Source organism: Pseudochryseolinea flava, assembly GCF_003286915.1.
Lineage (GTDB): Bacteria > Bacteroidota > Bacteroidia > Cytophagales > Cyclobacteriaceae > Ohtaekwangia > Ohtaekwangia flava.
In genome coordinates this window covers 32,159-45,569 of the sequence record NZ_QMFY01000020.1, presented here as the reverse complement: position 1 = coordinate 45,569, position 13,411 = coordinate 32,159, and the positions used below count along the sequence as shown (strand labels likewise).

Below are 13,411 nucleotides of genomic sequence, written 5' to 3'. Positions count from 1 at the left end.
CAGAGGGTATTTTTAAGGTTCTACGTTGTAAATGCTACACGCACAAAAGGGATCGTTAATGACTAACGATCCCTGAGTTTTATGTTGAACATTCTAGTTGCGCCGCGAGTTACTCTTTTGCAAATCTTAGCGTTTTGCCGTTTTTAAGCTTGATGATATAAAGCCCTGGCTTGAGTGTTTTGATATTTATTTCGTGTTGCGTTGATGTAACCTTCATCGTTTCGGTTACCGCTTTTCCGGAAGTATTGTAAGTGGTGACTTCGGTCGGCGAAGTGATGCCGTTCACAACGAGGTGGCTAGTGGCCGGATTAGGATGAACTGAAATTGATTCCTCTTCCTGCACTGCGGACGATTGACTTATGCGTGCACCATTGCCTTGTTGTATCTTAAGCCAATTGATATTCCATCCGCCAGCCGGTACAGCGATGGCAATTTGTTGTTGCCCTGCGTTTAAGAATACTTGATGAGAAATGGTAGACCAGTTTTGCCATCCTCCTGTACTTGGAATCGTAAGCGAACCGAAAACATTCGCACCCCCCGCTTGTTCCAAACGAAGTGATCCACCGCCGCTCTGGCTCGCAACGCGATAGTCGATTGTATAGGTTCCTGCACTTGGAATGTTCACATCCCATACAATCCAATCACCAGTATCAATCCATCCTACATTTGTGCCACCTTCGGTGCAAGTTTCATTTTGCACGCCGCTCATGGTCGCAAAATTTTCCGCTTCAATTTGTGTTGACCAGGCCGACGCACTTGTTCCAAATAATTCTACTTCTGCAAGTTGAAGAATTGTTCCGCTGTTGTTGGTGAGATTTAAGCGATAGTAATTGTAGCTTGTGGTATTTGTAAATGTAAACATTCTCTTTTGAAATCTGTTTGGAAAATCTTCATTCGATCGCGTGTCGATCGTCGTCCATGTGCTGCCGTTATTTGAACCTTGCAAGGTCCAGTTGAGCGGATCGCGTTCTGCAGCGTCGTTGGCAGATGTTATCGAATAGCTCGTTACGGCGTAGCTCGAAGTCGTTTGGTATTGTATCCATCCGGAAGCATTGAAGGTAAGATACTTTGTGTTGACGTTGTTGTCGATCAACTTCATGTAGTCTTCTCCAGCCGGAGAGCCGGTTTGGTATTGCGCCGTTAATGTTCCGGAGAGGTTGGTGATGTCTTGTCCAGTGGGACTACTTCCGGGATCAATCGGAAGACCATTTGCTTCACGTATCAATTGAAAAATGTGATCAGGTCGGACAACGACATAGTTTGCATTTAATGAAGTAGCGACATTCTTAAAGCTAGTTGGCGTGACACCTTGCCATGGTTGTGCTTGAATAACAATAAACCGGGGTGAAGCGCCATTCCATCCCGCCGCAGCAGAAGCAATGTGATCTTTCATCGCTTGTTCATTCGTGCAGTAATTGCACGACAGTGCCATGCCCGGTAAACTTTGATTGTAGATGGTTAAACCGCCACCTGTGTTTTGTCCTGTTAGCCCAAGCGTTGTAGGCGCATACGTCGCGAAACTTTGTCCTACATTTTGGTTGATGCCTCCCGTGATCGTATTCCAGACCGTAATCACTCTGAAGCCTGCACGACGATTGTAATCTTCCGTCTTAGAAACAAATTGGTTGAGTGCAGTTTGGTTTGGCCAACTATTAGGATATGCGTATCCATATCCAGAGGGACCGGAAATTAAGTTGTCGTTGTTGGTAGCGGTTTGATAGTAGTAGTTGAGCGCACCTGGCATGGCGTCGAGCATTGCTGGCGATAATGTCCAGCCCATCGGAACAGTACCACGATCAGGATTATTCCAAAGCTTACGCATCAAGTGTTCCACATATTGCAAGTTGTCACCATCACTTAAAATGAAGGCGACATACAATTTATTTTGGAGCGCAGGTTTTGCTGGCATCGGTTTTACATTCACGGTACGCGATGTTCCACTATGCATGGTGAGATTGGTGGCCCAGTCGCTGGCAATTGTAGAGATGCCATAGGTAGAAGCGCGTTGAACACCAGGGCCTTCTTCTGGCCACCATCCCATGAAGTTCGCTCCCGCAGGCATGGATGATAGAAAACTGTTCAGCAATGTACTTTCGTTCGCGATGTTAGGGTCGAGCCAAATGGTAGCGAGGCCCATAGAAGTAGCATATTCGCGCAGTGCTGCTTTGTGTATTTCTGGATTCAGCCCAACCAACACACGTTTATCCAACGTCGGCCAATAGGTATTGTATAGGGTTTGATACACTTGCATTTTACTTGTGAACTGACCACGCAGATCGAGCAAGATCGGCAAATTGTAAGGCGCCGCAGTAAGTTTCGCAAGGAGAGAAGGCGAAGCTATCAATGCCTTACGATCTTTTGCGAGTACAGTGGCAAGATTGACGGTGTGAATTTGTGCGGGATCATATACAATAACGCCGGAAAGTTCACTGCGATATTTTGTGATGAGGCTCCACTTATCTGCAGGTTCATTCCAATTTAATCCCAACGACTGCAGCCATGTGTATTGACCTTCGGCGAATGCGTCACCTTCATACGAAAATATTCTAGGCTGTGTCCTGTTAACGATTCCTTTAAGCGATGCAAACAAATACATCTCGGCGGAAGAACTGTTTTGTTGAACGGCAATCCAGTCAACCTTGGTGTAAGACGTGCCTCTCCAATAGATGCGTAACTCTAAAGATTGATTTTCTGCCGGCATGTTGAAAGGGAGTGTAAAATTGGTATAGTCACCAGCGATCGGAAACTGTTGCCGTGTGATGATCTGCGAAGCCAGTATCTGTCCCGTAGTTGCGTTGCGTACATCAATGTCAACGATAGGATCATTGTTAGCCGTGTTGTTATCTACTTTCATGCGAAACTCCGCTACATTGGGACCTGCGGGAATGGTGTTCACATAGGGACCATAGACCATGTGTTGATTTGCTGCATCGATGCCCGTTTGACAAAGCCAGCCATCGGTTTCTAATCGTCCAGTGCCGTGACTGAGCGCGGAACCTTCAGCTTCCCATCGTGTGGACGTCTCTCTCAAGATGATGAGATCTTGTGTTTGTGTTGGCGCCGGGAACGTAGGAAGAAGTTGATTCGATGGCCATGTAATCTGTGCGATCGATGAAAATGAAAGCTGCAGCAAGAGCAATAGCAACGCAGCAAACTTGAGCATGGGTTTAAGTTTGTAACTCATAGGTGAATGGTTTGAATGGTGGCAACAGCCTACTGTTACCCCTAGGTTTAACATGTTGGTTTAAGTGTGCGACAAACGAAATACAACATGCCCAATCTGACTATTCACCTTAATGGGTCAGTGACGAAATGATACGGGCGTTCAGCGACTTTCTTTGTGGGAGTGTCAAAGCAAAGTATGCCGATCTTAAATGATGACGGTATGATGCTAGAAAATCCTTAAGCTAGCAAAAGGAATTTTTCGGGTATTCTATCAGATGTGTGATTGACCTTCATAACCTATTTAAAAACTCACGCATTTGTCTTAAAGCCTTCTGCGATGATTTACTGTTGATATCCGATAGTGGCCACACGTGTGTTTCTCCGTCGTAAACTTGAAGCGCTGCATTTCTCTGGATAAGCTTGATCTTTTCAAAAAATATCTTGCTATCATCAAGAAGTATTTCGCGTGTACCAACCAGTATAAGCGTAGGCGGAAAAGAGGTGAATTTCAGGTTCGCTGTATTGGCGTCTTGCCTGTGATTGGGGTTGTAGGCAGCAGCGTACTCCAATACACTCTCTCTTGATAAAATGGGATCAATGTCAGCATGTGTAGTATATGACGCCGTATTCGCTTCTAGGTTTATCCAGGGAGATATCAGTATTGTTGCGATGGGTAGTGGAAGTTTTTCTTGTTGTAGCTTATCGATCGTGGCAATAGACAAACCGGCACCGGCACTGTCACCGATGAGTATAAATGATGTTGACGGAAATTTTTTTAACAATGCCCGATATACGGTAACGACGTCGTTTAATCCATGAGGGTAGGGGCGCTCTGGCGACAAAGCATATTCAATCAGTAATGTTTTTATTGCGAGCGATTCAGCAATGTGACTAACCATCGCTCGGTGTGATGTGATGGAGCCCCAAGCGTAACCACCGCCATGTAGGAAGACAATAATATTATTGTTGACCGTTTGAGAAGGGGCAAACCAGTATGTGCTGATACCATTGATGTTTTCTGACGCAGTCGTTACGTTCGATGATGGCGGATATATTTTGCCCAAGCCGTCAAAGAAATCTCTGCCAGAAATGAGTTTGTCCACTAACGATGGCGTTAGTGTGGTGGGCGTATTTTGTGATTGTGCGATGTCCATGGTGAGTAAGATGATGGTGATCAATATATAGAACCTTGTATTCATGCCTTTTTCGTGCAAATACGGCGTGATTGTATATTTGCACAAGTAGTCAGTCTAATAGGAGTTACTATGGTTTACGCTAGTAATGGTGAACATCAACAGGATAAAAAATGGAGAACATTGAAAAAAGATGCCCAGTAGAAGTTGCTGTCGAGCTATTGGGAGGAAAATGGAAGTTACCAATTATTCACGCGCTTGTTAAAAATAGTCCTAAGCGATTTAAAGAACTCGAACGCGAGATTACGGGGATAACACCAACGGTGTTGACTGCGCAGCTTCGCATGTTAGAATCCGCCAGGTTGGTAAAACGCGAAGTATACGCGACGGTACCACCTACTGTTGAGTACAGCTTAACGGACTTGGGTAAATCGACGCAAGTCATGATTTTAGAATTGGAAAAATGGGGCGCGTTTTATCAACATACAAAATCTGCGCTCGATGATGCTGTGTAGTTGACGCACTGACGAAATAGAATCCAAGCATTAAAAATGAGATCAATGGCATTTGAAATTATAACTTACGAAAAACAATATCGTCCGCAGTTCGAATCATTAAATCTTGAATGGCTTGAAGGTAACGGTTTGGCGGAGCAACTTGATCGCGACATGCTATCGGAGCCGGAGAAATATATTCTTGATCCTGGTGGAGAGCTTTTCTTGGTGCGTGTTAATAACGAAATTGTTGGGTCGGCTGCGTTGCTCAAGGAGCACGATGGTATTTATGAATTGGCGAAGATGTGTGTGGCCCCCTCGCATCGTGGTCGAGGAATAGCCCAAGCGTTGGTTGAACATTGTATGCAGCGTGCCGCGGAATTGAAAGCAAGGAAGGTTATTCTTTTCTCCAGCCATAAGTTAGCGGCGGCGTTGAAGTTGTATGAGAAATTCGGATTCAAGTATGTAGCGGTAGAAGATTCACCATTTGTCACGGCTGATATCAAGATGGAATTGGATATGCGCGGCAGAGGCTCATAAAAAAAAGCTGCCCCGTAAGGAAGCAGCTTTTTCAATAAACCCAAGATATAAAATACGCTAACGAAAATTAATTGTAACCGTCGTTTTGCTCAAGGTTAGGATTGAGCAAACGTTGTCTTTGAGGGATTGGGAACAATGACTTTGTCGCTGCTGTTGGTTGATGATCCCACCATGAGGCCGTCGTAAATTTGTCCCAACGAATTAAGTCTTGACGACGGAATCCTTCGAAGATAAATTCTCTTCCACGTTCCGCTAACAGTTCATCTAATGTCAACGTTGTGGTGTTGTATTCGAATGTTGGCCAATCCGCCGGATCAAAAGCGCGCTTTTTACAATCGTTAATTAACTGTACAGCTTCAGCAGTTGCTACGCCTGCATTCTTGCGCATAATAGCCTCCGCTTTTGCAAAGTACACCCATGTGAGTCGGTACACGTTCCAATCGGTGCTGTTGTAGCTTGGATCTGTAAGTGGACCAAGTTTGTATTTGTTGAAGCGAACACCACTGTTCTCTTCACCCAAATTCATGTTTGATGGAAGAAGTTCTGGATCTGTTCCTTCGTTGGCTGCCTTTTTATTTTGTCGAATGTTGTCTACGAATACAAGCGGTTGACCATCGTATTCGTTTCCACTGCCACCTTTCACCGTTGCATCTGGGTTATCGAATCGACGTTGCTCACCGATGAGGAGCCAGTTTGATTTTCGAAGATCAGCATCATCATAGGTAGTATACACGCCGGGGATCAATACGACGCCGTCGTTACCGTTTCTACCACCGCCGTAGATATCGCGTTGATTAAAGTGGAAGAAGTCACCAGGCCATTGAGGTTGGAAGTTCGATACTTGAAATTCATAAGCAATCGAGAAGATCGTTTCTCTCGACGTATGGTTTCCTGTTTTAAATGGATCAGTGATGTTTGGATCCAATGCCATGACTTGATCGAATTGACCACCAGCCTCTCCGTTGATCAACTTGTTCGCTGCTGCGATACAGTCATCCCAACGTGGTGTGCCTGTCCAAACTTCAGCGTTTAAGTAAAGCTCCACCAACATTGCATAACCACCGGCTTGCGACATTCTACCCAACATTGCTTTCGATAGCTTTGGTGCTTTGTCAATATTGTCTTTAATTTCCTTTTCGATGAAATTGAAAACGTTGATACGGGGCTCCGTTGCAGGGCTCAGCGGCTCGCCGATTTTTGTCACGATCGGAATATTTCCGTATAGGTCCATCAATTTTAAGTAGTGAAATGCGCGTAGAAGTTTAAGCTCTGCAATGAAGGAGTCTTTTTCTTCTTGCGTGAGGCCCATTGATTCTACTGGACGCTTCTCTAAGTTTTCAATAGGGTCAGTGCACAATCCGAGTCCCCACCACATCAGTACCCAAGGATTCTGGATAAAACCATCATCGACGGTCCATGTGTGATAGTGCAAACGAAGCCACTTACCACCATCTTGCCCGTGTCGTCCCTTCACAGGCCATGCGAGCTGATCGGCGGAGAGTTCGCTAATGCGCCACCACCCGTCTTGTCCTGGTGTTGTCCATGCGTTAGCGTGTGTGTAAGGTCTTAGTACTGCCGATACAACTTCATTCTTGTTATTGTAGAAGTTGTCTGCGATCAACTGATCGTAGGCGTTTTCGGATATATCTGTACAGGCATTTGCGCCTAAAAGAATCAAACCGAAGACAAAATAATATCTGATGTATTTCATAGTTGAGTCGATTTTAGAATCCGACATTTAATCCAATTAAGAATGTTCGTGTGCTTGGGTATGGACCGCGTCCATCAACACCAGGACCGAGGCCGATGTCGTTCACAAAGTCAGGATCGTTTCCTTTATATTTTGTGAAGATGGCAAGGTTCGATCCGTTCACATACAGGCGCAGATTTTTGATGTATGATGGCGCAATGTTCTTGAACGTATAACCGAAAGTCACTTCGTCGAGCTTTAAGAATCCGCCCTTTTCAAGGTAGTAATCAGAGTACTGGTAAGTGTCGTTCAACTCGTTATGTTCGTCGAAAGCACTGTTCAGAAGATTTGTTTTAGACACTTTGTTTCCGTAAGAAATCTCCATCGTGTTTAAGATGTCGTAACCAAAGCGTCCACGCATAAAGATTCGGAGGTCGAAGTTTTTGTAGGTAAACGAGTTTGTCCATCCGAGATAGAATTTCGGAATAGCGTTTCCAATAACTACGTGGTCAGATAATTTCGGATCGATTGAATTATTGATTTGGTCGAAAGGTACTTTGCTTCCGTCGCGTTTATAGAACAACCATTTTCCGTTTTCATCAAATCCAGCGAAACGTTTTCCGTAAAAGTTTCCGAGGTCACCACCTTCAAAAGTTCGAATTGCATTTCCGAGTGCACCATAACCGCCGATGCCGCCGTAATCTTTGAAGTCAGCTTTGTATACTTCGTTAGAGAAACTGATCATCTTGTTTTTCGCGGTGCTTCCAACCACATCCATTCTCCAAGTGAAGTCGTTTTTAGACATTACTACACCATTGAGGGTTATTTCCACGCCGTCAGTGCCAATGGTACCAACGTTGGTGTAGATATTATCGCGAACGAAAGGTGGTTGTTGCGATGTATAGGTCTCCAATAAGTCTTCGGTACGGCGCGAATAAAATTCGATCGCACCACCAAGTCTATTATTGAATAAACCGAAGTCAATACCGACGTTAAATTCTTTTTTCGTTTCCCAGCGTAGATTTGGATTCGGGTTTCTATTCGGACCGTAAGTTTGTCTCCAAACGCCGTCTGGATTGATATAATTTCCGCCCGTACCCATGGTCACTAAAGAAAGCAGATTACCAATACCTGAGTTCCCCGTCCAACCATAGCCGGCACGCAATTTCAAATTATCGATGAAATCGAATTGATCCATGAATGATTCGCGCGTGATATTCCAACCCGCGGAGACTGCAGGGAACATTGCCCACTTGTAGTTTCTTCCAAATCGTGATGAACCTTCACGACGGAGAATAAACTGTGCCATGTACTTTTCATTGAATGCGTAATTGATACGTCCGAAGAAAGCGATCAATGTGTTGTCGTTTTTATAGCTGCCCATGCCGGCGCGTCCAAGTCCTAAAGCGGTACCTGCGCCAATATTGTTCTCTTCGAAAATATCGTTGATGAATCCAGTATTGCTTTGATCAAAACCTTCGAATACTTCATAGCGCCAGCTATATCCGGCAATAGCTGTTACGTTGTGGTTGTTGTCGATATTGCGAACAAATTCAAGGGTAGGCTCGAAAGCATATCGACGCTCCAGCATCGTACCACGGTAAGCGTATCCACCATTTTTTCCTTCCGGTGTTCCACTTTCTACAGATGACTCTGAAGCTTTTAATCGATAAGATCCGTCAATCCAACTATTCCGCTGAACGGATCCAAAAATAGAGCCCTTCAAGCCAGGGATAAATTCTAAGCTAGCCTTAGCGTCAATCGATGTTGTTTGTTGTTTCCTGTGATAAGTTTCTTGCGCTAGTCGCGCAACTTCGTTTGTACTGGTACCTTCAAAATAGTAGGTTCCATCAGGATTTTTAATCGGCAAAGTCGGATTGCGAATAAGCTGACTTTCCCAACCGCCACCGCCAAGAAGGTTAGCATCGTTAAAGTTTGTTGCCAAGTTGATTAACGCGGTGAATTTGTCTTGAAGGCCGCGCTGTTGCATAGAAAGACGAAGACCGTATTGCTCACGACGATTTTCTAGCGCTATACCTTGGAGATCTTGATAAAACACACTTGCACGATAGGTAGCATTTTCGCTTCCTCCTGACATGGCGATGTTATGGTATTGCGAAACATTGTCATGGTTTACAAGTTGATCGAATTGATCGATGGTGTTACCGTAATCATCAGCGTCGATCGTGCCATCGTTTACTTTCTGACGAAATTCACTCGCGGTTAAAAAGTCAGGACGTCTCTGAATATATTCTTTTCTGAAATAGGTATTGTAATCGATCCGCGGAGCGCCACCTGTGCCTTTTTTGGTAGTAATTAAAATCACGCCACCATTTGCTTGCGTTCCATAGATTGCGGCGGCTGATCCATCTTTCAAAATGTCGATTGACTCGATGTCATCTTGCTGAAGAAGGTCAAGGTTAGCGCCTGGCATTCCGTCAACAACAATCAATGGTGAGGTTGCCCCCGTGAGTGATACCACACCTCTTAATTGCATTACAACGCCACTGTTAGGGTTGGTTCCACCTGTACGCGTGATACTTAAACCGGCAACTTTTCCCTGCAAAAGGTCCATCGCGTTACGCGCACCGCTTTGACGGAAATCTGCTGCCTTTACCGATGTAACAGCAGAGGTTACTTCTGAACGTTTTTGTGTTCCGTAACCAACAACAACTACTTCATTTAACGACTTAATATCTGGAAGTAATTGTACATCGATTGTCGCACGTTGGGAAATGGAAATTTCTTGCGTTGTATAACCGATGAAAGAGAACACGAGTGTACCGTTTCCATCTGGGGCATCAAGGTTGTAACTTCCTTCAGCATCCGTTACCGTACCAATCGTCGTACCTTTCACCAGTACGTTCACGCCTGGCATCGATTCGTTTGTTTCATTGGTGATCTTGCCTGAAATCGCGAATGCTGAAATTTGCGCCATGGTTTCTGCATGGGCTTCTTTTTCAGTCGACAGATAGGGCGCAAGTTTTCCTTTCGTTGCTGGTGCTGTAATTATTTTTTCTTTGATCCGCGCACCAATCTCTGAGGTTTTGCTTTCCACGATGATGTAGATCTTATCAACTTTCTTGTAGGTCAAACCAATTGGTGTGAGCAGTTGACGAAGCACGTCTTCTACAGGAGCCGACATGTTCACACGTGTATCGACTTCGAGCAATGGAAGGTCTTTGCTGTTGAACATGAAGTAAATTCCATGTTGGGCACGAAGTTCATCCATTACTTTCTTCAGCGACTTGAAGTGACTCGTGCTGCGTTGGGTTGGCGCAGTTACAGACGCATATAGTTCTTGACCATGCACAACATGAGGGCTGATTCTCATAAGCACGAGCAAGAGCACGCTGATGAATAGTTGTTTTTTCATTGTTAGTTAGGTTAGGGTTGAGACAAAATCATTCCATAACGCGAGCTTAGGTGAGTGGCCTAGTGTCGCGCCTATGCGTTGTTCGATAAAATATATGCTATTGGTTAATTGGGAGTAGGAGTTGTCCTTTGTTTACCCTGTTTGAAAAGGGTCGCTGCTTCCAATTGAATTCATCTTGTTGTACACGTTTATTTTCATAGAGAGCCTGTTTACGTTATTCAATGATCACTTCGTTTCCTTGGCGTTTAAATTCCATATTAAAAACTGTCGACAATGCAATGAGTAGTTTGTCGAGATCATCCGTCGGAACAACACCGGTAACTTTTACTGCTGGGTCAGGGTCTTTTTTGACAACCACTTTTAGACCATACGTGTCTTCGAGTCGCTTGGCAATTTCTTTAAGCGAGATACCATCTAGAATCCATTCATTATCTTTCCAAGAACTGTATACCACCGGATTTACCGTGCGTTTTACAAGTTGCTTGTCACCTTTGTCGATTTCAATAAGATCACCAGGTTGCATTACAATACGTTCTTTTTTGTCGATCAACATCAACTCAATTTTGCCTTCATTTAAGACCACGCGTGTTTGCTGGTGGTCAGAAACGGTGAATTGTGTGCCCAATACATTCACATCAACATCGCTGGTGTGAACGATAAATTTGATTGGCGTTTTTGTTTTTTCATCCTCACGTTTCTGTACCGAGAAGTATGCTTCACCTTCAAGCCATACTTCGCGCTGATCTTCCCATTTACCAAGTTCAAGCGATGAGTTTCCGTTTAGCGTAGCAATGGATCCATCCGGTAAAACAACGCGTCGTGTTTCACCATAGGCTGTTTGATAAATTTGATTCTTCGGAAGGACAAAATAATACGCGATGCCGGCCATCATCAATAATCCGGTGAATGTCGCAGCAATTTTCCACCACACCGAGCTTGATGGATGCACCTCTTCTTCCTCAAATGTTGTCGGTAAAGGTCTTGTGGAGTATTGACGTGAGTTTTCGATGCGACGCCATACTTGATCAATAGAATTTTTTAAGTTCGGATATTCAGGAAATTGCACCGCTTCAATAAGAATTCGCGCATCTTTTACGGAAGAAGCTTTGGTCGGATGTTGGCTGATCCACTGTTCCCAGAAAACAATATCTGCTTGCGATGGATTTTTCACCCAGCGAATAAAGTCTTCGTCAGCAGCAAAGTCTGCTACTGTATATTGATTATATCTTTCTTCCATACACTAATGCAAAGGGGCGTGCCCTCGCTTTTTACCAGTCTATTGAAAATTATTTTTTGAAATTTTTAATGAGCAGAATACTGCAAAGCTAGGGCGAGGATGAGCAATGGGATGATTCGTTCAAAACCAGGTTCTTTCATTTTGGATCGCAATGTTTCTAGGCCCGTGTGCACGTGGTTGTAAACGGTACGAACCTGCAGCGACATGATCGATGCGATTTCTTCGTAGCTTAAGTTTGAGTAGTACACTAAGTATAACGCTTCTTGTTGACGCGGAGGGAGGTCCTTCAAATGACGCGCAAGATTTTGAACTTGTGTTTCAGTAGTCTGTTCGGCAATCAAATTCTCTTCGAACGATTTTGATTTTTTTTCCGTCCAATAGAAATATGTTTTCAGATGGCGTTCGCCAGTTTGTTGCCGATCTAAAGCTTCGATGATTTTTCGACGCAAGCTTTTGAATAAGTAATATTTAATTGAAGTGGTGTCGTTGATTGTCGCACGATGTAAGGAGAGATGAATAAATAAATCGTGAACGCAATCCTCAACAAGCGCTTTATCTTTTCCGATTTGGTAACCGTATTTGAGTAACGATGAGGCTTGATGTTGGTAAATGTAAGCGAATGCATCTTCATCACCGGCCCGAAATGAAGACCAGATTTCTAAATCAGAATATGAAGAGAAATCACGCATTGTCAATATTGAAAGGGAACTTGTATAGCTCGGTGGCTTCGACCAAAATATAAAAAACCATCGACGCAACAAAAAAAACGCCGTGCACTCACACGACAAGCGTGGTAAGTGTGCGCGTGTGTCAATATGTTTTATGTAATCGATTGTCCGCACGTTTCACGAACAAATGTTGAGGATCTGACGCGCAAAGGGCATGATTTTTTTAAGTGTTGAAACATACACTAATATGATGGACGCGTTAAAACAAGGGACAAGAAAATCTGATGACATCAACATTTTCTCCATCGAATAGACAACGAAAAACTCGTAAGATCCGGGCGGTGTTGGTGGCTTCGCTACCTAGTGAAGCAGACTTCATCTACACAGTGATCGCGCAAGGAGGGTGCACGAATAGTGCAGGTAGTGGGCGCTACGCCGAAGCTTGACGGTTCAGTAAAATAGAAAATTGGTCGCCGTGGTTGCTATTTGTCCGACTAAACGAGGGTAAAAATCATCGAAGGGATTCGTTCTATTGCTGTTGGTAAATTTCGCACATGTATCTTTGCGGGCTAATATAATGCTATGAACGGCACAATTCGCGCCAACATTAAAAAAGGAACGCACGTGATGATCGTATTAAAAAAAGATCAAAGGACGGGAACACTCACTGAGGGATTTGTAAAAGATATTCTAACGAGTGCACCCAAGCATCACCGTGGCATCAAGGTGCGCCTTGAAGATGGTCAAATCGGAAGAGTTCAAGAGATAATTGACGCTGAATAATGGAACAACCGAATAACCCTTTGCATGGAAAAACGCTGCAGATGATTCTCGAACACCTTGTGGAATATTACGGCTGGGAGGAGCTCGGCAAGCGCATCAACATACGTTGTTTTAATTTCGACCCGAGTATCAAATCAAGTTTAGCCTTCCTTCGTAAAACACCCTGGGCGAGAGAAAAGGTCGAAGCGCTTTACATCGAATCGCTTGATGAAGATAAATTTTGGTCTTCGAAGCGCTGATGTCGTGATGTAGCATCTGATGAAGTATCCAGTTAAAACCGTGATACTTTTTTCACTTCGGCTAACCTATCTGGTTTATTTCGGTT

The 13,411-nt window shown here is 44.1% G+C and carries 10 protein-coding genes; 4 read left to right on the top strand and 6 right to left on the bottom strand.

Annotated elements, in window-relative coordinates; translation table 11 throughout:
* Positions 1–109: 109 nt before the first annotated feature.
* Both DQQ10_RS28160 and DQQ10_RS24745 read right to left on the bottom strand, forming a co-directional pair.
* The gene (locus DQQ10_RS28160; protein ID WP_221409790.1) at positions 110–3,184 is read right to left on the bottom strand and encodes a carbohydrate-binding protein; all 3,075 of its coding nucleotides are present in this window, start codon (positions 3,182–3,184) and stop codon (positions 110–112) included.
* Between the two features lie 271 nt (positions 3,185–3,455).
* Entirely contained in the window at positions 3,456–4,364 is a 909-nt protein-coding gene (locus tag DQQ10_RS24745) for an alpha/beta hydrolase fold domain-containing protein (protein ID WP_112749631.1), read from the bottom strand.
* A 107-nt stretch (positions 4,365–4,471) separates the two neighbouring features.
* Here DQQ10_RS24745 and DQQ10_RS24740 point away from each other — a divergent pair, with 107 nt between their 5' ends.
* Both DQQ10_RS24740 and DQQ10_RS24735 read left to right on the top strand, forming a co-directional pair.
* Complete coding sequence (locus tag DQQ10_RS24740) at positions 4,472–4,813, top strand: winged helix-turn-helix transcriptional regulator (RefSeq protein ID WP_112749630.1); 342 nt, start codon at positions 4,472–4,474, stop codon at positions 4,811–4,813.
* A 45-nt stretch (positions 4,814–4,858) separates the two neighbouring features.
* On the top strand, positions 4,859–5,332 hold the full coding sequence (locus DQQ10_RS24735; protein WP_165824116.1) for a GNAT family N-acetyltransferase: 474 nt from the start codon (positions 4,859–4,861) through the stop codon (positions 5,330–5,332).
* A 67-nt stretch (positions 5,333–5,399) separates the two neighbouring features.
* On the opposite strand, the gene DQQ10_RS24730 is transcribed toward DQQ10_RS24735, so the two are convergent.
* The 4 genes from DQQ10_RS24730 to DQQ10_RS24715 form a co-directional block, all read right to left on the bottom strand.
* Positions 5,400–7,043, bottom strand: coding sequence for a RagB/SusD family nutrient uptake outer membrane protein (locus tag DQQ10_RS24730; RefSeq protein WP_221409789.1), 1,644 nt, complete (start codon positions 7,041–7,043; stop codon positions 5,400–5,402).
* Positions 7,044–7,056: 13 nt separating this feature from the next.
* The gene (locus tag DQQ10_RS24725; protein WP_221409788.1) at positions 7,057–10,398 is read right to left on the bottom strand and encodes a SusC/RagA family TonB-linked outer membrane protein; all 3,342 of its coding nucleotides are present in this window, start codon (positions 10,396–10,398) and stop codon (positions 7,057–7,059) included.
* A gap of 214 nt (positions 10,399–10,612) precedes the next feature.
* Positions 10,613–11,635 (bottom strand): FecR family protein, encoded by a 1,023-nt coding sequence (locus DQQ10_RS24720; protein WP_112749627.1) that lies wholly within the window; start codon positions 11,633–11,635, stop codon positions 10,613–10,615.
* Positions 11,636–11,700: 65 nt separating this feature from the next.
* Complete coding sequence (locus tag DQQ10_RS24715) at positions 11,701–12,324, bottom strand: RNA polymerase sigma factor (protein ID WP_112749626.1); 624 nt, start codon at positions 12,322–12,324, stop codon at positions 11,701–11,703.
* Positions 12,325–12,885: 561 nt separating this feature from the next.
* Between DQQ10_RS24715 and DQQ10_RS24710 the strand changes: the two genes are divergently transcribed.
* Both DQQ10_RS24710 and DQQ10_RS24705 read left to right on the top strand, forming a co-directional pair.
* Complete coding sequence (locus DQQ10_RS24710) at positions 12,886–13,086, top strand: YwbE family protein (protein WP_112749625.1); 201 nt, start codon at positions 12,886–12,888, stop codon at positions 13,084–13,086.
* The gene (locus DQQ10_RS24705) at positions 13,086–13,325 is read left to right on the top strand and encodes a VF530 family protein (protein ID WP_112749624.1); all 240 of its coding nucleotides are present in this window, start codon (positions 13,086–13,088) and stop codon (positions 13,323–13,325) included. Before DQQ10_RS24710 ends, DQQ10_RS24705 begins: the two co-directional genes overlap by 1 nt.
* Positions 13,326–13,411: the final 86 nt, after the last annotated feature.

Coding starts and splice junctions, on each gene's coding strand:
- DQQ10_RS28160 (WP_221409790.1), bottom strand. CDS start 3,184: ATGAGTTACAAACTTAAACCCATGCTCAAGTTTGCTGCGTTGCTATTG.
- DQQ10_RS24745 (WP_112749631.1), bottom strand. CDS start 4,364: ATGAATACAAGGTTCTATATATTGATCACCATCATCTTACTCACCATG.
- DQQ10_RS24740 (WP_112749630.1), top strand. CDS start 4,472: ATGGAGAACATTGAAAAAAGATGCCCAGTAGAAGTTGCTGTCGAGCTA.
- DQQ10_RS24735 (WP_165824116.1), top strand. CDS start 4,859: ATGGCATTTGAAATTATAACTTACGAAAAACAATATCGTCCGCAGTTC.
- DQQ10_RS24730 (WP_221409789.1), bottom strand. CDS start 7,043: ATGAAATACATCAGATATTATTTTGTCTTCGGTTTGATTCTTTTAGGC.
- DQQ10_RS24725 (WP_221409788.1), bottom strand. CDS start 10,398: ATGAAAAAACAACTATTCATCAGCGTGCTCTTGCTCGTGCTTATGAGA.
- DQQ10_RS24720 (WP_112749627.1), bottom strand. CDS start 11,635: ATGGAAGAAAGATATAATCAATATACAGTAGCAGACTTTGCTGCTGAC.
- DQQ10_RS24715 (WP_112749626.1), bottom strand. CDS start 12,324: ATGCGTGATTTCTCTTCATATTCTGATTTAGAAATCTGGTCTTCATTT.
- DQQ10_RS24710 (WP_112749625.1), top strand. CDS start 12,886: ATGAACGGCACAATTCGCGCCAACATTAAAAAAGGAACGCACGTGATG.
- DQQ10_RS24705 (WP_112749624.1), top strand. CDS start 13,086: ATGGAACAACCGAATAACCCTTTGCATGGAAAAACGCTGCAGATGATT.